Source organism: Simiaoa sunii (genome assembly GCF_014337175.1).
In the GTDB taxonomy this organism is placed as follows: Bacteria; Bacillota; Clostridia; order Lachnospirales; family Lachnospiraceae; genus Acetatifactor; species Acetatifactor intestinalis.
In genome coordinates, this window is sequence record NZ_CP060633.1 from 3,423,465 (window position 1) to 3,440,708 (window position 17,244).

A 17,244-nucleotide genomic window follows, 5' to 3' on the forward strand; every position below is an offset into this window, starting at 1 on the left:
ATCTTATCACTCAACATCTCAATATTTGAGCGTTCTCATTATGGTTTCAAATTCTAATTCCTCATTTTCATCCAACAGTTGTGCGCAAAACAAAACTTCATTCTTAGAAAATCCAAAATACCATATTTCATCCTTTGGAGGAGTTGCTCCATTTTCGACCTCTGCAGCACTTAATTCCCATGCAACCACAAGTTTTTGGATTTTTTCTTCTTTCCTACCTAATTGTAGCTCACTACTACTCTTTAGTTCTGCATGCTGACCTAAATATACTTGCACAAATTTATCTGCTGTTGTTTCCCGATCAATCCATGATGATTCTGCAAATTTTGAAATTTCCACATTTGCTATTTCCCTGTCTTGATATAATAGTATGAAATTGGCATAATCATCTCTAATATCAATTCCATTTATTGTCCAACCATCATCCGGTGTCCATGATGCAATATTATTAATTGGCTCTGTTTTACTTTTACAGCTTACTAAGCTCAAACATAAAATTGCAATAACGAAGATCAGTTTTTGTTTATATCTATTCTTCATAACTTAGCAGTACAGCCTCCTGTTATTTGGGATATCTTTAATATTCCTTTTTCCGTTGCATGCTTTTCCCAGTCATTTTCTGTCAATATCTCTAGCGGTAATAATCTCTGTGGACCGTTTTCATCCTCTTCATATCCCCAGGAGTATCCGCCCAGGAATTTCAGTTTATTGCTATTCATGCGGGAGGGCAGATCTACTAGATAGGTATAAGCTGTCCATTTCAAATGTCTACACCCAGCCAAATTACAACAGGGAGCATCAAATATTTCTGCCGGATAACCATACGCAAAATATGGATTCCCTTTTTCCAGATTATCATCACTGACATCTATGGAAAGCTCTCTGTTTTCCCCATAATTTTCAATTCTTTCCACGAATTGAATAAATCCACAGGATCTCCGATAACCGGTTGCATTCATATGTTCAAAGTAACCATGCATTACTGGATAACCTATGCAACATATTTTATCTATCGGAAATCCCTGAAGGGCATCATAGCCAATTTCCCTGGAATCTGTGCCTTGTTTGTATTCTACTGTAAGCATTTCTTCTATGCCATGAAGTGTAAAAGGAATTGTTACTCTGCTCTTCAGCGCGTGAAATACTTCTTCATGTGTCATTCTTTCGTTACTATTTTCTGCCAGCAAATCTGCCTCGTCTAATGCTTGTTCTATATCATAAGTATCTTTTGAGTTTTCCATGTTTTTCTCCTGAATATCAATATCGCTCTCATCGGTATTCTCATTTCTGGCAACGGATCCATACAATATAATTTTAATAATATTATCCATCATTTCCAATAGAGGATGCACTACTGTTATTTATACATAATTATATCTCTGCCTTTTATTATTCACAATAAAAAAATAGAAACACAATTCACATTGAACATCATTAAAATTATTGAATAAAATTCAATATCTTGACATATAATTATATTATAATTATAATTTAATTATGAAAGGTATTAGTTTTGAATGGGATGATAATAAAGCAGCCATCAACGAGGCAAAACATCACATCACATTTTCAGAAGCCAGCACTGTATTTGCGGATGAAAATGCCATTTTGTTTGACGATCCCAATCATTCACAAGAGGAAGAAAGGTTTATGATGTTGGGGCTAAGCGATCACGCAAAAATGTTAATTGTATGTCATTGTTATCGCGGTATGGATGATGTTATTCGTATTATCTCCGCCAGAAAAGCAACCAAGAATGAAACAACTCAATACTACAAAATTAACGAAAGGTGGTAAGTCAATGGAAAAGGAATACGATATCGAAAAATTAAATCCCAGAAAAAATCCCTATGCAAAGCGTGTAAAAAAGCAGATTACTATTAACATTGATGGTGATACCATTGATTTCTTCAAGGCAAAATCAGAAAAATGTGGTATTCCCTATCAAACACTAATTAATCTGTATTTGTCAGATTGCAAAGAGCAAAACAGAGAATTGGAATTAAAATGGAACTAGCCCAACATTGTACAAGGATGTCAGCAATGCCGACATTCTTGTTTGTTTATAGAGGATAAATTCAAAAATAGGAGAAACGCTGTAAAATCAACGTTTCTCCTACTCTTAAATTGATGCTGGTGGCCGGACTTGAACCTTTACGCAATTCTGAAACCCGCATAGAAAGGAGCTTTGAGCAATCTCTGATCATATTTGCATACATTTTGCATACAAATTCTCTGTTTGGAACCCTGTCGGTATTCCGTGGATATGCTCATAAAATTGTTCCGTTTAGCTAAAAACTTACCTTCTACAAAATTCTTATTATCTGCTCATATAATAGGATTTCTCTGTCACTCACATTTCTATTGTTATGATAATGTCCGAAAAACCATTTCTTAAATTTTACTTTATGAAGAATCTTTTCAAAGTAGTCTGTTTCTCTGTCAGGTTTGAAGGCTGTACCACCAAGTAATAACTGTGTGCTGGATGCACAGCAATGCGTCACGATATAATCCACTGTATTATCATGTTCTTCAAGGTTCCTACAGCCTTCCATCATCTCTTCTTCTGAAGGAAGTTCTTCCTCCCACCAGCTCACATGGTTTATGCGATAAGGCACTTTATCTCGATTTAATTGCTTTTTCTTTTTGCCATACTCCGAATCGATCCATCGGATCCAAAATTCCACCGGTTATGTCATGACTGCTTGCACCGCCGAAGGTAAATATACTTTTACCATCAATTTCAAAAATCTGTCCTCTCATAAGATGTATCACAGAAGGTCTGATTTTATGTACTTTACCTCGATTCCAAGTGTCTACCGGATAATCAGACAGTCTGTCAAATTTTTCATGATTACCATCAACAAATAATGTTGTATAGGACTTACATTCGAGCTGATTCAATATCATTGCTTCTTTTCTGCTATCACCGCTTTTATTCCAGATTCCACCAAAATCTCCACATATAATTACATAGTCTTCTTTATTCATCTCCAGTTGTTCAGGGAAAATATCAGTATTGAATCTTTCAAAGTTTCCATGGCAGTCTCCGGTAATATAGATCATTTCACATCTCCCCTTAACTTTCTACTATTTTACATATTATCATGGGATCTTTTCTGTCATTTACTCAAAACACCAATACTTGCTTTACACCTGAGCATATATCCACATAAACAAAAAAGCGGCAGCTTTGTTTCTGCCACTTTTCATTGTTTAGCAAATTATCTAACAGTAACTTATTCAATATTAGGAATGGCCTTCAACAATACATTTAAGCTTTATCTTATTACTGCTTCTGCAACAACTGAATAATAGCTTCTCTTTCTTCACCGTGGATACCAGCGGCATCGAGTGCTTGTTCCAACGTTAAATTCATATTCTTCATAAAATTTTCTACTAATTCTGCCTTTTCCGTTTTTAAACATTCACTGGCATATTCCTTTGCATATTCCTGTACTGCTTCACACATGGTATCACGTCCTTCCTCTGCTTCTTTGAAATGTCTTACTCCCTGTGACAGTTCTTTGTAATGCATATTATCAGGGTCTGTCTGATGAAAGTCCTGCATAAGATGTCCGATTTCATCATCGCCCTTATAGTTACCGTTTACATAAATTATATGTGATCCGTCCTTAAAAAGTTCGTTTGTCTCTCTTACATATCGGTCGATATGGTACAAAGGCAACCCCTTTTGAAATTTATCATGCTTATAAATAAAGATTACATAAGAATCCTTAATCTCTTTGAACTCCTGACCTTCTTTTAACATTCTGGAATCAAGGACACTGCTATGATATCTTGCTCTCCTTACGTGAGCACCTTCGGAGTTTCCCTGTACCTCAATGTCCATTTTCTCTCCGTTTTCGTCCAGTGCATGTACATCAAGTGTGATATTACGTCCCCCGACGGCAGCGCTTTTCATTTCTTCCTGTCCGTTTACGCTGATAACCTTGATCTTTCTTTCCAGAATGATTCTAAGCAATAACTCCGTTGCTTCTATATTCTTATCGAATACGCGGCTCATCAGATCATCATCAAATAAAGTAAGTTCATCAATCAGCTTGTTGATCCTGTCCTGATTCTGCGTAACCTTGCTGTTTTTATCTTCTGCCATAGTTTCCCCTCTTTCTAAGTTCATATTATCATGTTGCACTTTCTACTGCAATTAAATTTCTCTGAATTTTCGGAGGAATGATCTACATTATTTGAATAGTATCAACTATCGATACTTTCTTTTATTCCTTATATAAATCGACAATATTGTCAAGGTCTGATAAATCTTTACCATCATATTTTTTACAAAAATTCTCTAAACTTTTCTTACGCACTTTCATGCAGCCTAATTTCAATCCCGGTAGCAATCCCTTGCTAATCAATTGGCGAATTGTTCCAGCGTTTACTCCCAGGGCTGCTCCAGCCTCTTTTACAGTATATAGAATTTTTTCAATATCTTGGTTTTTTCCCATGATTTTTGTTCTCCTGTTTCATCTAATCATTTGTTCTTTATAAGTGACATATCGCATTTTGAATTCGAAATAATGCAAACTTATAAATATGGTGTCTGTCGGTAACTCATCACTTAATAAGCTGTTGGTTATTACTATCTCGACATTGTTTCGCCAATCTGTAAAACGTATCTTTTTTTAATTTCAATCTGTCCATTGCTTCTACCGCCGTAATTGATCCTCTCTGCCACTCTCCGTACCATATCTGCCACTCAACCGGGTATTCTATTCGAGGCCTTCCTAAATGCCTGCCGCATTCTTTTGCTACCTCGATTCCCTGCCGTTGTAGTTCTCGCCGTTCCTCCCAGTCACTTTCTGCCACGTACGATAATAACGCCAGCACTACATCCGATATCACCTGACCCATTAAATTCTTATCCTTGGACGTATCAAGGATTGGCATATCAGCCACCCTAATATCCATCTGTAATTCCTTCGTGATGTGCTGCCATTCACGATAAATCTCCATATAATTTCTACCAAACCGCTTAAGTTCTGTGACAGTCAGTCTATCCCCTTCCCGCATAACATGATTAACAAGCATATCGTATACTTCTCTGCAAAAGGAATGCCCCGATTTCTTTTCCACATAGATATTCCGTTTCTCAATTCCCATTTCCTGCAACTTTTTAATCTGTCGTTCCGGGTTCTGTTCCTTAGTAGACACTCTCACATATCCAAAGTCCATATAGCTACTCTCCTATGTAAATTGCGTATTGTCTGTAAAGGTACTCCCTACTATTGCGATATCGCAAATCTCTCCATATAACCTTTTGCGATGTAAAACTTCTAACATTATCCTTATCATAAGGCAGTCTGAAAAGATATACCTTTTCAGACTGTCTGTTGTCTAAACATCAATCCGGAATACTGTGCATCTTCAGGATTGCTCTAATTAAGAAAAACGCACAAGTAATATACAAATCTTCATTTTCGCCCTGATCCACTATTACGGCGTATGCGCTAAAAATTGCACTGGTAATAAACGGACCTGATAAGAATGTATAGTAAGCTCCTCCGACCCGCATGCACTCTGCAGCAAGTCCAATTAAATCTTTCATACGTTCGGAAAACATGCCATGCATTAACACTGTTTTTTTAATTGTACTTTCTTCGCTACGTACTTTTGCTGCCAATTCCTCAAATTCCGGTTTTCGCATTGTTTTATTAATATTTTTAATTTCTTCCAACATTTCAATGGCAATTTCCGCTGCCAGATCCAGTTCACCGTCGGAAACCAGTGTCTTGAATTTTTCATCTTTTAATTCAATGTGGTACTCCTTTTTTTCAAGAACACTCCTTCCTGTTGCGCATTTTACGATTTCCTTTTTCAAGGCTTCTCTCAGTGCATCTCTGTCGTTTTCGCTAATCGGTACATAATTCAGTTCATTCATTTGTTAATCCTCCTTATCACACGACGATTATTTGTTCCTCTATCTATATTATAAATCATATTTTTATTTGTAGAAATTTCTGCACAGAAAAACGCTAGCTGTAGATTCTTCATTCTGTGTTACTCCATTTCAAATATGAAATTATAAAAGGGCATCATGGGAAGACGCACTTATAGCCTTGTCTTCTCATGATACCCTTTTATCTTTTGTCTGATGCCTATTTCATTTGCCTTACGACTTTTTCATATTATCACGAAATTATTTCTCTGTCATTTAACCTCTGGTTCATTTTCCCATCTCCGCCGCCTGTTCCTCGTAAAAGTTACTTTTACTTCTCCGATATTTTCGCCCTCTTACACCACCGTGCGTACCGTCCGGTACACGGCGGTTTAATCAACTTAACAAGTAACACACCTTTCAGTGCAGTAATCTAACATTGAGATTAGTCCAAATGAGGCTACAGTTACTGAAAGACATGGACTATATATAGCATTGAAAAAGGACGCAAAACATTGATATAAAATATAGGCTCACATTGTGAGCCCAATACACCGTAAAGCCGCATAAAATGGAATTTCGTTTTAAAAAGATGCCGCATGGCGGAGCAAAAACGGCACAATATATTGATTTATTTTATTTTCTTTTTCAAACACAAACACGCATTTCCGTGGCTCTTATGTGCTAATGTTCTTCACCCTGGTAATAGTAGATTTGGTTCGTTTCTCTACCAACGCCTGCTGCTCCTGTCTGATCCAACTTTTGCCTAAATGCTGTGCCTCCTTTATAACGGGTTCCTTTTCCATCCTGAGACCCTACGCCGACAACTAAAGTTTCGCCCTCATACAAATAGATACGTCCGGTGACTTTACCGCCATTTCCTCCAATAAGATTTCCATGGTTTCCGCCTTGCGCCCCATTAAGAATAAACTCATAAATCCCACTGTAAGGAACTGTATATATTTGTTCTGTGTTTTCGTCATCAGTGTTTCTTACAAAAGAAGCTTTTACTTCTCCAAGATCGTCCGTAATGCTTGTTGCACTTTTTACTTCGGTCCAGTTTCCGTTTTCTTTCTTCTGATAAATCTTAAATACCTTATCAGCGGAGTCTGTCTGGATCCAGGAAAGGTCTACGGCTCCTTTTCCTTTGTTTGCCGTCCAGTTTTCCTCACTATCGAGATGTAAAGTAGACCACTTCGCATAAAGCGTCGTGTCATGATCCGTTGAAAAATCATCTCCGGGGCCACCAACGAATATAGTACAATCAGGATCGGCATACCATCCGCCGAAACGTTTTTGGTCTTCTGGATTATCTCCATTCGGATAGGTTGCTTCTGGTAATTTAAAACTATCTCCAGTATAATTGGCCGTAACAGTATCTACACAACCATCATACCAGTCAGATTTCGTAGAAGCAAAGATATTATTAGTATCATATGCTCCAAATAAATATTGCTTATATTTTTCACTAAACATTCCGCGTAATGGATTTGCAAATGTCCAACCAGAAAAATGAGTTGTAGTATGAGTTGATTCAATTTCGTATCCACCTTGGGTATCATAACTAACTGTTGCATCGGTGGGAGGTGTTAATTTATCCGAGTCCAGAGAATAAACCGTGCGGAAACGTTGAGTAATGGTGGTTTCACCATTATAGGAACCACCATTAGGATTAATCACAAGAGTAGAATAAGCTGGCTTCCATTGGGCATACAAAATAACTACTTTTCCATTATCGCTATTTCCTAAATTCAGCTTATTTTGAATATTAAGAAAATCATCTTCATTTTCAAATTTTTGCCCGCTTCCATCACGTTTGGTATTCCAACAATCAAACACATAACCTGTTCTATAAAATACATTGGTTGATAATTTTGTTTGTGGTGAAACTGTTTTTCCTTCAAAGACTGTATTATTATTATAATAATGATAGCTGTTAGTAATGTATCCGCCGTTAGCGCCGCTCCCATTATATTGAATTGTATATCTATTCCATGATATTTCATCACATTTGTGATTAATACCTGCACCGTTTTCCAAATTATTACAATTGGGATCTACACAATTAGATATAAAGCAATCACCATTTGTTAATGATTTTATCTGACTAATTGTGTCTTTCGTAGAATAAAATAAAATAGTTATTTCTCTACCGCATTTTGCGCATGTAGCTATCCAGCCGGGTTGGCATTTTGTTGTTTTGCAAGATTGCCTTCCAAAGGAAAAACCCATCCAATTATTTCCATCTGGATAAGAAGAATGAATACAATAATGTTCAGAATATTCTAATGTCCATTTGGAATTTAATATATTACCTGTATATTCAGCCGCATATAAATGCTGTCCTTTTTCTGTCTTTGTCAGAGTAACAGGGCAAAAATACACCTCTTCTTTCATTTTGCCATCATAGATATTTTGATTATACCGATCCAGGGTAAATGCTTCTCCTGTTGAAGATCTTTCAATTCCAGTATTAGCAGAAACAGTCATTCCGCTCATTAAAATACATGTAGCCAGTAACGGAAAAAGCAATTTGGTCTTAAGTTTTCCCATACCGATTCTCCTTTCTTTTTAAATCTTTTTTTAATTAATATGACAGAAAGATTGAAAGAACGGAAATCTACACAAAAAGAGCCTCCGAAGAGACTCTTTTTGTGGACTCTGAGAATACAAATATACCTACCACATTTAATACGGTAGCTAAAGAAAAATCAAATCAGAAAATCTATATGATTATAAATAAAAGAGTCTCATTTTATAAATAAGACTCTCAGACTGTAGACAAAGCTCCCTCACAGGAAGGAGCTTTTCTTGTGTCATGACTGCAAAAATTATGTACTTACAAGCATATAAGAAGTAGTGAAAATGCCGTATTTACGGGACTTTTCACTACTTTTTTGGTATAATGAAAGTATCAAAATAAAGGCGGTGTTTCCTATGATGACACAGAATGCAGATAAGAAAAGAGAGCAGATTCAGATGTTCTGCATGGATGACCTTGTTCCGCAGGATCATCTGCTGCGCCTGATTGACCAGGCAATCGACTGGAGTTTTATCTATGATCTTGTGATTGATAAATACAGTGCAGACAATGGCCGCCCCAGCATGGATCCGGTCATGCTCATTAAAATTCCATTCATCCAGTATCTGTACGGCATCCGAAGTATGCGCCAGACAGTAAAAGAAATCGAAGTCAATGTCGCATACCGATGGTTCCTCGGTCTGGAAATGATGGACAAGGTTCCCCATTTCTCTACGTTTGGAAAGAATTATACCAGACGCTTTAAGGATACTGATCTTTTTGAACAGATCTTTTCCCGTATCCTGCAGGAATGCTATAAATACAGACTGATCGATCCTTCCGAGGTCTTCGTGGATGCCACCCATGTAAAAGCACGGGCAAACAGCAAAAAGATGCGGAAACGGATTGCAGATGAGGAAGCACTGTTCTTCGAAGAGCAGTTAAAGAAGGAAATCAATGAAGACAGGGAAGCGCATGGGAAAAAGCCTCTGAAAGAAAAGAAGGAAGATCCCAAAGATCCCCCCTCCTGTGGTGGCAGCTCTGATGGAAAAGAAGAAAAAACGGTCAAGGAAAGTACAACGGATCCGGAAAGCGGATGGTTCCGAAAGGGTGAACATAAAAATGTTTTTGCGTATTCCGTGCAGACAGCCTGTGACAAAAACGGATGGATTCTGGGTTATAGTGTAAATCCCGGCAACCAGCATGACAGCCGGACATTTAAATCCCTGTATGATAAGATAAAAGACATTGGCATTCAGACACTGGTAGCCGATGCAGGATACAAAACACCAGCGATAGCAAAGTTACTTCTGGATGATGGTATCACACCGCTTCTACCGTATAAACGCCCCATGACCCAAGATGGTTTTTTCAAAAAAGCCGAGTATGTGTATGATGAATATTTTGACTGCTATGTATGCCCGAATGATCAGGTGCTGGCTTATCATACGACGAACCGTTCCGGATACCGGGAATACAAGAGCTGCGGAATGATCTGTGAAGGATGTCCATATCTGAAGCAGTGCACAGAAAGCAGGGATCATGTGAAGGTAGTGACCCGGCATATCTGGGAGCCGTACATGGAAAAGTGTGAGGATATCCGGCATACGATTGGGATGAAGGAAATGTATGCGCAACGGAAAGAGACCGTAGAGCGCCTCTTCGGAACAGCAAAAGAAAACCACGGATTCCGCTATACACAGATGATAGGAAAAGCCCGGATGGAAATGAAAGTCGGGCTTACGTTTGCCTGCATGAATCTGAAAAAACTGGCAAAGATGATAGCCAGGAAGGGAAAAAGGGGAGCCCAAAAGTGTTTATTATTGATCAAGTACACACTTTTTGAACCGAAAACAAGAAAAACGCTTCTGGAGTGCTGACCAAAAGCGTTTTGTCTACAGTCTGAGAGTCTCATTTTATAAATAAGACTCTTTTAACATTTTGCTTTTATTCAGTTAGTTCGTTATCTCTAATAATCATTCAATTGTTGTATCAGATGCTGTCGATCCACCATTCTCGCCTGAATCAGTATTAGAATCTTCCAAATCTGCATTTGTGCTTTCTGAATTGCCAGTATTTTCTGTATTTGCTCCAGAATCGGGATTTGTTACCCAATCCGGCAGAGGCGGAGGAGTCGGTTTAGAATGATCAACCAATTCTTCTCCACACCTGCTACACCATCCGCTTCCATTATCAGAATGGCCTAAACCAGAGATCCCTCCACTGTTGATTACAGCTCCGCACAGATCACAGGTCTCTTCCCACCAACCACCAGATGTGCAGGTGGGTTCCGTTGTGGTATGTCTGCTTATACTTCCATGTCCCGTCTGAGGATAATAATCTTTTCCAAGATATTCCCCACAAAGATTACAATACAATTCTCCGTATCCGTCATGCTGGCAGTTAGCTTCTACGACAGTTACGCTTCTGCAGGATGTATGAGCACACGCAGGCTTAGGTGTTGTGGTTGGCTGTGGAGTTGTTGCCGTAGGTTTTGTTGTCGGCTTAGGTGTTGTTGTTGCGGTTGCAGTAGGCTTTGTTATAGCACTAGGCTTCGGGGTCGCAGTTGCTCCTGTTTTTGTGTTTGAAACAGTTGTTGCACTACCTGTTTTCCCAGTGCTATTCGAAGCTGTTGTTGTCTTCGGAGTTGCTGTAGGATTTACTGTCGTTACAGGTGCCGATGTTTCCTTTGGATTTTCTGACGTCTTAGGAGCTTCCGTCGTTGTAACAGCAGTTGTTGCTTGCATGGAATCTACAGTTTCCGCAGTATTATCCAGCTTATCTTCCTTGGTTTCTTCAAAACTACTTTCTTCAGTTGCTTCAGTGGTTTCAACGACCGTTTCAGGAATCGCTGTCTCCGTTGCTTTTGCAGTCTTATTCCCACAAGCTGTCATGGATACAATCATGATTCCTGCGAGGATTGTTACTAAAAATCTTTTTCTCATTTGGATTCTCCTCCCTGTTCTACATTTGCGTCATCTTTTCGAGGCAATTTCTTTTCAAGTCTATTGTGTACCTTATAGAACTGAATACTCATTTTTTCAAATGCATCATCTTGATTTTCCAATAAGCTATCTGCATTTACATTCTCTTTCATCTTACTATAGTATAACCCTAACTTTCTTAAATCTATTAAGTCTTTCTGATTCATGCTTTCAGCATTTGCAGCAAATTGCTCTATGATTTCCAGATAACTCTGTCGAGCACTTTCCAGCGAAAAGACATGCAAATTGCTATCCTTTTCAGCATCTTCGTTTTTCTCAGATTCTAATTCTGCTTTCTTCTGTTCTAAATCTATATCATCAACATCTAAAATTGTATATGTAATATCACGCTCATCTTTCCATATGTCAAGATACGAAAAGCATCCCCATAAGCATACTCCTATAATCCCACATATAACAAGAATAATTACTACATTAAATAATGCCTCTCCTATTCCATAAGAATCTCCTTGGAAAAATGTCTGCACAAACATATAAATTCCTAATCCTACATCCGCTATAATCATTATATATTTTGTAGCAATTATCAAATTTATAATAAATACCAACGCTTTCCCCACTCCACACGCTGCATAATATCCAAAACAAGCCATTGTAGATTCGCCTGTATTTTTACGTTCAACCACAATATTTTCCGCAAAATAATACAAGTTATCAGCTACCCAAATTATGACAATATAAATTCCTTCATATATTTTCCTGAAAAATTCTAGAATTCCTGCTAAAAGTTGTTGTGCAAGCATGTAAATTCCTAATAACGCTCCTACTAAAATAAGAAAGAGTAAACCATATGCAATTGCATATCCCAGCCCCACTTCAGGGATACTTGCAATTGTACCAATAATTCCTGTTAACATAAATGCCACACAAAGAACAGCCATAAACTGCGTAGACAGGTCAATAATAATAGAATGAGCAATAGCTATCACTTTAAACGGTATTGACACAATTAGAAGTGGAATATGCAAAAAAGCTGCTATGTTAGCAACTATTACTTTCAGTATTTTTTTCATTAGTCACCATCCTCCCTCGTATAATCGCATCATTTTTTCTTGTTATAAATAACGTACGCTGCGATTCCTCCAATTATAATAATGGCGATTCCACACATTAAACCAAATGCGTTATTAGTAGCTGAACCTTTTTCATTATTCTCGTTTTCTTGAATATCGCTTTGCTCAACAGATGTATTCTGCGTTGCTTCCAGTGACCCTGTTGCTTCCAGTGTCTGTGTAGGTTCCGGCATTTCTTCAATCTTCTGTCCGGGGATATCTACATCACCGATAGCTAACGGAACGATAATGGAACAGTTTTCTGTGATTTCAAAAGTATTTTCCTTGTATTTCAAAGGATATTTCCCGGTAAAGTCTGCGGTGATGCCACCTTCCGTAATGGTATAGGTTCCTACAGGAAGCTGCTGTAAAGTTGTAAATCCATTTGCTTCATAAAGATCGATTTCCTGATAACCACCATTTTCGTCTTTAATACCTACGAAGCAAGGCTCGTGAATGACATCTTCGACGGCAGCTGCAAATGTAACGAAGCCAAAGCGCGTATTTTCATCGACAGGAGCAGGTGTTTTTGCATTTTCGCCGGCATCGCCACCATACATATTTACATAATCTACTGGAGATAATGCTAGGCCTGTGTTAGTATCTATAATATAGCCAGCGGATTCCATTTCTGGTGTTAATGAACTCAGTTTTCTAACTTCATCTCTAATACCAAAAGCTGTTTTTCTTTCTTCCCCAGCTAATTCTTTAAAAATAATGCCTGCTTCTTCATAGTAATCTCTTACAAACAACCCATCTTTCATCTCTCCGATTCTGATAGAAAGACCGGGGAATTCGTATCCGGATTCATCTCCTGCTTCTTCAACTTCTGTAGTATTCAATTCAGCGGCTTCTGCCTTGCCGGATAACATTCCGATCACAAGCATTGCCATGATCCATTTAATTTTTCTTTTTGCTCTAAATAATGTTCTCATTTCCGCCCTCCATTGTGCGTTTATTTATTTGTTATTCTTCGCGCTCATTATAAATGTAATTCCATAAATGTTCTAACGCTATAAGTATTATAGCACCAGATTATTACTCTGTAACTATATTATTTTTATACTTTTGCACAAAGGAGGTCTGTATATTTCTATGAATAATTTGGATTTTGCACTAATTGGCTCACGCATTAGAGAAGTGCGTATAGATCGCCATCTAACTCAGGAATATCTTGCTAACGTAACCGATGTCAACGTAAGCCATATCAGCAATATTGAGACGAATAAGGTCAAAGTATCTCTAACTCTTTTGGTTGCCATCTGCAACGCGATGAATGTTACTGTGGATTATATTCTTGGCAATGAATATGTCGCTCCAACAAATGCCTATGAGACCGAACTTCTTTCAACCATAGAAAAACTTGACGCCACCAGAAAAGATCAGTTATTGCGTATAGCCAAGGTTCTCTAATTTTTTCTTCTGCACTAGCTTGTATTATAAATTCATACTATTTTTGCTTAAGCATGTACCCATTCCTGTTTCGTTTCTTTTTTATGGGCTTTTTTCTTTCGTCTTTCCTTTTGTCCATATAGAGTATACCGATTCATATCTTGCCTTACGCGTTCACGTTCCTGCTCATCAGGGTACGTATCAAATGCTTCCCGCAAACTCTCTACGGTTTCCAATTTCTTTTTAATAAGCGGTATTTCGCCGTATTCGTGAACCAACTCATCATGTTCCTTTTCGAGCTTATGAAGTTTTTTCATGTTGCGTTTATGTCCTTCGTTAGCGGAAAGACTCTTGGACCGTTCTTTATTGACGGCTTCGATCCGTTCTTTTTCCATCTGCTTTTTAAGAGCAAACTTCTCGGTGTTGATTTCCCTGATAACTTCGGCAGCACGTTTTTGATATTGTTCAATAGTTTCACCAGGCAAAATTTCCGGAGCCGTCCGTTCTTCCATGGCGGTTGTTAATGCAGTATAAAAACTTTTAACCTGCTCATGCTTTGCCACGGAATATTCTGTGCCACGTTTCAGTCCATGACGCTCTTTCATAAACTCAGCATAAGAGGTCTGCATTTCTCGTAAACTTTTAGGACCGTAAATATAAGCGTAAGCATTGAGTTTTCCTTTGTCGTTAATGGGGATCACTAATGCGTGGATATGAGGCGTACTTTCGTCACCGTGATAGGTCACACTCGCAACATTATCCCCATACGTCAACGGATTTTTATTAAAATATCCGCGCAGCCATTCTACATTATCCTTCTTCCATTTTTCTATATCTATTTTGTCTTTATCTTCCCGAGAAAATGTCATTGTTACTTCAAACGCTAAAACTGCATTTGATCTTGGCTTATGATTTTTGTAATAATCCAGCGAAGCTATTTTTTCCTGAAATAGATCCATGTAGTTTTTCCCTTCAGCCGATATAACTTCTTCATTTAAGTGTTCTAAATTTTTGTCCGCATTAGGAATGTTCACCTGCCGCTGATTGTGCGCCGATGCTGCATTAAGTCCCGCTACCGAGTTAATTTTATTAACACCAACTATTGCGTATCCCATAGTAGAGCACCTCCTTTGTTTTGTTTGATGGTAATACTATGATAGAAAAGTGTATTGGAAAGTTAGCGACTTTTGCAGCAGTTACCATGGAAGATGAACCGAACGTGAGCTTGCAGGTGATTGAAATGTTTTATACTTTTGGAGAATAGGCGGAAAATTGTGGAAAGTGAGAGGCTTATACCATTTTTCAGTACTTTTCCTCTACTTTTTTAATGCATTTTACGGATTGCCAAATATCTGGTAGTATGCCGTTATCAAAGTATATGCAGATAGCCCAGGAGGCGAAATGAGGGGAAATAATTGGATAATCGCAGTTTCTGTCGTTTTAAAAACTGGACAGCTAATTAGGGCAATTTACATGGGTAGAAAACAGCTTGCAGATGATACATACCATAAGAGACCGACTATTTATAATAAGTAATCGATCTCTCCAATGCTAATTTATTTTGTACTTTACCAATGATAAACATCATAATCTGCGGGATCTGCTTTGCTTACAGTATCACGCAAAACCTCAACCATGCTATTTCCGATCATAATGCGCAGTAACACATCAAAACCAAATATAGGATTTTTCAAACGCATTTGGAAATATCCGTCCTCAGTACCTACCATTTGCTCATTATCGTTGACGATGTAGGCCAACGATTGCAAAAAATCCGTACCTGTTGGATAAATATGATCAATTATTGATTTGTTACCCGTTGCTACATTCATGTGTTTTTTGATCTCGTGCACCGGAATACCTGCTGTGTCAACAGCTGCAATAAAATCTCTAAATGATAAATTTCCATTGTTGTTATGGAGACACTTTTTTACACAATCCGATAATTTTTCCATTTTTTGCTCCCTTGCTTTGTGAGTTGCATATTGTTGATTTCTATATATATTGTAGCATGGGTGTATAATTGTGCAAATTTCTGCACAGAAATTAATGTCCTTGATTCGTACATACGTTCTGGCTAGTTGTTCTCTAGATATCCTCCGTCCGTATCCCGTCATTGCCTCTCCCGGTATTGTTTGCAGAAGTAGCAGCAGCGAGACAATTCATGTCCCACTTATTCCCGATTCGGTATCACCTACGGGCAAAAGCAGGAAAAGAGATGATAAATGTTGCTGATATGGGGCGGTGTATGCGTTTGGGGCAAAAACGGCAGACGAACGGGACAATATACGGCGCATTTGTCGGGAAACGTTTTGTGAAGGGGACAATAAGTTGTCCTTTTTGTTCTGCCTTGTTTTGACAAGAGGGACAATTTATTGTTCCTTTCGGGGAATCTGCGAGGGGAAACGTGGGCGGAAACTGCGCATAAAGGGGGCAATATATTATCCCGCTTATGAAAAGAAATGCATATAAAAGGGGCATATTATTGTCCCTTTCATTACGCCGTTTTTTGCGTGGTCTGTGTATGAGAGAGACAATATATTGTCCCTCTTTTTATGCGGCCGTGTGGGGAAAAGACGGAAACAGGATACGCTGAAAGGGACAATATTATGTCCCTTTCAGTGAAAGAAAAGCGTATAAAGGGGACAATATTATTGTCCCTTTCGCGGAATATGTGCGTAAGAGGGACATTATATTATCCCTCTAATTACGCCGTTTTTGAGCGAATCGTGCATGAGGGGGACAATATATTATCCCTTTCAGGTAAATGTCGGGAAATATATTAAAGGGGGCAATATATTGTCCCTCTTGTAAAATACGTGGGGAAACGCAGTAAAAATGAGGGGGACATAATATTGTCCCTTTCGCGCAGATAAACAGTGCATAAGGGGGATAATATATTGTCCCTTTCGGATACGGAGACATAATAAGAGGGGCATATTATTGTCCCTTTCTTTGCGCCGTTTATGCGCGGAAAGCGGATTTGAGGGGCAATATATTGGCTCTTTTGTGTATACGGACAGCGAATGAACGGGACAATATTGTATCCCTTTCGGGGTTTTTGCCCTCTTTTTTCGCTGCGGACAGGATAACGTATTGTTCGTTTTATGCGGAAATGCCGGGAAATGCACAGGAAACGCAGGTGATATTTGATATGGGAATGGTGTATACGTTTGGAGAATAGGCGGAACGGGTACGCTCATTTGATATGTGAATGATGTATGCGTTGGAAGAATAGGCGGAATAATACGGGAAATGGGAGGCTTATACCAGCTTTTCCAGTGCTTTTCCGCTATTTTTTATCCGGAAGGGCAACTATCGCTAAAGGATCCAGTAATATGCCGTTATCGAAGTTTGTGTGTATAACCTGCGGAT

General features: G+C 38.4%; 19 protein-coding genes. 5 read left to right on the forward strand and 14 right to left on the reverse strand.

What is annotated here, in order from left to right:
* Window positions 1-18: 18 nt before the first annotated feature.
* Both H9Q77_RS15900 and H9Q77_RS15905 read right to left on the reverse strand, forming a co-directional pair.
* Window positions 19-540 (reverse strand): hypothetical protein, encoded by a 522-nt coding sequence (locus tag H9Q77_RS15900; RefSeq protein WP_249326209.1) that lies wholly within the window; start codon window positions 538-540, stop codon window positions 19-21.
* Window positions 537-1,334, reverse strand: a complete 798-nt coding sequence (locus H9Q77_RS15905; RefSeq protein WP_249327172.1) for a nucleotidyltransferase domain-containing protein — start codon at window positions 1,332-1,334, stop codon at window positions 537-539. Before H9Q77_RS15905 ends, H9Q77_RS15900 begins: the two co-directional genes overlap by 4 nt.
* A 163-nt stretch (window positions 1,335-1,497) precedes the next feature.
* Between H9Q77_RS15905 and H9Q77_RS15910 the strand changes: the two genes are divergently transcribed.
* Complete coding sequence (locus tag H9Q77_RS15910; RefSeq protein ID WP_148447707.1) at window positions 1,498-1,797, forward strand: BrnT family toxin; 300 nt, start codon at window positions 1,498-1,500, stop codon at window positions 1,795-1,797.
* Between the two features lie 4 nt (window positions 1,798-1,801).
* Window positions 1,802-2,017, forward strand: a complete 216-nt coding sequence (locus tag H9Q77_RS15915) for a BrnA antitoxin family protein (RefSeq protein WP_022153443.1) — start codon at window positions 1,802-1,804, stop codon at window positions 2,015-2,017.
* 289 nt (window positions 2,018-2,306) lie between these two features.
* Here H9Q77_RS15915 and H9Q77_RS16775 read toward each other — a convergent pair whose 3' ends face one another.
* The 7 genes from H9Q77_RS16775 to H9Q77_RS15945 all read right to left on the reverse strand — a co-directional run bounded on the left by H9Q77_RS16775 (window position 2,307) and on the right by H9Q77_RS15945 (window position 8,452).
* On the reverse strand, window positions 2,307-2,597 hold the full coding sequence (locus H9Q77_RS16775; protein WP_330595983.1) for a hypothetical protein: 291 nt from the start codon (window positions 2,595-2,597) through the stop codon (window positions 2,307-2,309).
* Window positions 2,598-2,619: 22 nt separating this feature from the next.
* Window positions 2,620-3,066 (reverse strand): metallophosphoesterase family protein, encoded by a 447-nt coding sequence (locus tag H9Q77_RS16780; protein ID WP_330595984.1) that lies wholly within the window; start codon window positions 3,064-3,066, stop codon window positions 2,620-2,622.
* A 223-nt stretch (window positions 3,067-3,289) separates the two neighbouring features.
* Window positions 3,290-4,117 carry an Rpn family recombination-promoting nuclease/putative transposase gene (locus H9Q77_RS15925; RefSeq protein WP_249326211.1) on the reverse strand — a complete coding sequence of 276 codons (828 nt, stop codon included), beginning with the start codon at window positions 4,115-4,117 and terminating at the stop codon, window positions 3,290-3,292.
* A 121-nt stretch (window positions 4,118-4,238) separates the two neighbouring features.
* The gene (locus tag H9Q77_RS15930) at window positions 4,239-4,469 is read right to left on the reverse strand and encodes a helix-turn-helix domain-containing protein (RefSeq protein ID WP_249326213.1); all 231 of its coding nucleotides are present in this window, start codon (window positions 4,467-4,469) and stop codon (window positions 4,239-4,241) included.
* A gap of 109 nt (window positions 4,470-4,578) precedes the next feature.
* Window positions 4,579-5,196, reverse strand: coding sequence for a recombinase family protein (locus H9Q77_RS15935; RefSeq protein WP_249326215.1), 618 nt, complete (start codon window positions 5,194-5,196; stop codon window positions 4,579-4,581).
* Window positions 5,197-5,365: 169 nt separating this feature from the next.
* Window positions 5,366-5,902 (reverse strand): hypothetical protein, encoded by a 537-nt coding sequence (locus H9Q77_RS15940; protein ID WP_249326216.1) that lies wholly within the window; start codon window positions 5,900-5,902, stop codon window positions 5,366-5,368.
* Window positions 5,903-6,583: 681 nt separating this feature from the next.
* Window positions 6,584-8,452: an InlB B-repeat-containing protein gene (locus H9Q77_RS15945; protein WP_249326218.1), complete on the reverse strand. Its 1,869-nt coding sequence runs from the start codon at window positions 8,450-8,452 to the stop codon at window positions 6,584-6,586.
* Between the two features lie 384 nt (window positions 8,453-8,836).
* On the opposite strand from H9Q77_RS15945, the gene H9Q77_RS15950 reads away from it, so the two are divergent.
* Entirely contained in the window at window positions 8,837-10,300 is a 1,464-nt protein-coding gene (locus H9Q77_RS15950; RefSeq protein WP_249326219.1) for an IS1182 family transposase, read from the forward strand.
* A gap of 96 nt (window positions 10,301-10,396) precedes the next feature.
* On the opposite strand, the gene H9Q77_RS15955 is transcribed toward H9Q77_RS15950, so the two are convergent.
* Genes H9Q77_RS15955 through H9Q77_RS15965 form a run of 3 tightly spaced genes read right to left on the reverse strand, consistent with a single transcriptional unit; the run spans window position 10,397 to window position 13,412 of the window.
* Window positions 10,397-11,365 (reverse strand): hypothetical protein, encoded by a 969-nt coding sequence (locus tag H9Q77_RS15955; protein ID WP_249326221.1) that lies wholly within the window; start codon window positions 11,363-11,365, stop codon window positions 10,397-10,399.
* Window positions 11,362-12,438 (reverse strand): hypothetical protein, encoded by a 1,077-nt coding sequence (locus tag H9Q77_RS15960; RefSeq protein ID WP_249326223.1) that lies wholly within the window; start codon window positions 12,436-12,438, stop codon window positions 11,362-11,364. The genes H9Q77_RS15955 and H9Q77_RS15960 overlap by 4 nt, the downstream gene beginning before the upstream one ends.
* Before the next feature lie 29 nt (window positions 12,439-12,467).
* Entirely contained in the window at window positions 12,468-13,412 is a 945-nt protein-coding gene (locus H9Q77_RS15965) for a hypothetical protein (protein ID WP_249326225.1), read from the reverse strand.
* A 160-nt stretch (window positions 13,413-13,572) separates the two neighbouring features.
* On the opposite strand from H9Q77_RS15965, the gene H9Q77_RS15970 reads away from it, so the two are divergent.
* Window positions 13,573-13,890: a helix-turn-helix domain-containing protein gene (locus H9Q77_RS15970; protein ID WP_249326228.1), complete on the forward strand. Its 318-nt coding sequence runs from the start codon at window positions 13,573-13,575 to the stop codon at window positions 13,888-13,890.
* A 47-nt stretch (window positions 13,891-13,937) separates the two neighbouring features.
* On the opposite strand, the gene mobV is transcribed toward H9Q77_RS15970, so the two are convergent.
* The gene (gene mobV, locus H9Q77_RS15975) at window positions 13,938-14,984 is read right to left on the reverse strand and encodes a MobV family relaxase (protein ID WP_249326229.1); all 1,047 of its coding nucleotides are present in this window, start codon (window positions 14,982-14,984) and stop codon (window positions 13,938-13,940) included.
* 286 nt (window positions 14,985-15,270) lie between these two features.
* On the opposite strand from mobV, the gene H9Q77_RS16665 reads away from it, so the two are divergent.
* Window positions 15,271-15,405, forward strand: a complete 135-nt coding sequence (locus tag H9Q77_RS16665; RefSeq protein ID WP_283244798.1) for a hypothetical protein — start codon at window positions 15,271-15,273, stop codon at window positions 15,403-15,405.
* Window positions 15,406-15,437: 32 nt separating this feature from the next.
* Here the strand turns inward: H9Q77_RS16665 and H9Q77_RS15980 are convergent, their stop codons facing one another.
* The gene (locus tag H9Q77_RS15980) at window positions 15,438-15,824 is read right to left on the reverse strand and encodes a hypothetical protein (protein ID WP_249326231.1); all 387 of its coding nucleotides are present in this window, start codon (window positions 15,822-15,824) and stop codon (window positions 15,438-15,440) included.
* Window positions 15,825-17,244: the final 1,420 nt, after the last annotated feature.

Coding starts and splice junctions, on each gene's coding strand:
- H9Q77_RS15910 (WP_148447707.1), top strand. CDS start 1,498: ATGAAAGGTATTAGTTTTGAATGGGATGATAATAAAGCAGCCATCAAC.
- H9Q77_RS15940 (WP_249326216.1), bottom strand. CDS start 5,902: ATGAATGAACTGAATTATGTACCGATTAGCGAAAACGACAGAGATGCA.
- H9Q77_RS15915 (WP_022153443.1), top strand. CDS start 1,802: ATGGAAAAGGAATACGATATCGAAAAATTAAATCCCAGAAAAAATCCC.
- H9Q77_RS15965 (WP_249326225.1), bottom strand. CDS start 13,412: ATGAGAACATTATTTAGAGCAAAAAGAAAAATTAAATGGATCATGGCA.
- H9Q77_RS15945 (WP_249326218.1), bottom strand. CDS start 8,452: ATGGGAAAACTTAAGACCAAATTGCTTTTTCCGTTACTGGCTACATGT.
- H9Q77_RS16780 (WP_330595984.1), bottom strand. CDS start 3,066: ATGATCTATATTACCGGAGACTGCCATGGAAACTTTGAAAGATTCAAT.
- H9Q77_RS15905 (WP_249327172.1), bottom strand. CDS start 1,334: ATGATGGATAATATTATTAAAATTATATTGTATGGATCCGTTGCCAGA.
- H9Q77_RS15970 (WP_249326228.1), top strand. CDS start 13,573: ATGAATAATTTGGATTTTGCACTAATTGGCTCACGCATTAGAGAAGTG.
- H9Q77_RS15925 (WP_249326211.1), bottom strand. CDS start 4,117: ATGGCAGAAGATAAAAACAGCAAGGTTACGCAGAATCAGGACAGGATC.
- H9Q77_RS15900 (WP_249326209.1), bottom strand. CDS start 540: ATGAAGAATAGATATAAACAAAAACTGATCTTCGTTATTGCAATTTTA.
- H9Q77_RS15960 (WP_249326223.1), bottom strand. CDS start 12,438: ATGAAAAAAATACTGAAAGTAATAGTTGCTAACATAGCAGCTTTTTTG.
- H9Q77_RS16665 (WP_283244798.1), top strand. CDS start 15,271: ATGAGGGGAAATAATTGGATAATCGCAGTTTCTGTCGTTTTAAAAACT.
- H9Q77_RS15935 (WP_249326215.1), bottom strand. CDS start 5,196: ATGGACTTTGGATATGTGAGAGTGTCTACTAAGGAACAGAACCCGGAA.
- H9Q77_RS15930 (WP_249326213.1), bottom strand. CDS start 4,469: ATGGGAAAAAACCAAGATATTGAAAAAATTCTATATACTGTAAAAGAG.
- H9Q77_RS15980 (WP_249326231.1), bottom strand. CDS start 15,824: ATGGAAAAATTATCGGATTGTGTAAAAAAGTGTCTCCATAACAACAAT.
- H9Q77_RS15950 (WP_249326219.1), top strand. CDS start 8,837: ATGATGACACAGAATGCAGATAAGAAAAGAGAGCAGATTCAGATGTTC.
- H9Q77_RS15955 (WP_249326221.1), bottom strand. CDS start 11,365: ATGAGAAAAAGATTTTTAGTAACAATCCTCGCAGGAATCATGATTGTA.
- mobV (WP_249326229.1), bottom strand. CDS start 14,984: ATGGGATACGCAATAGTTGGTGTTAATAAAATTAACTCGGTAGCGGGA.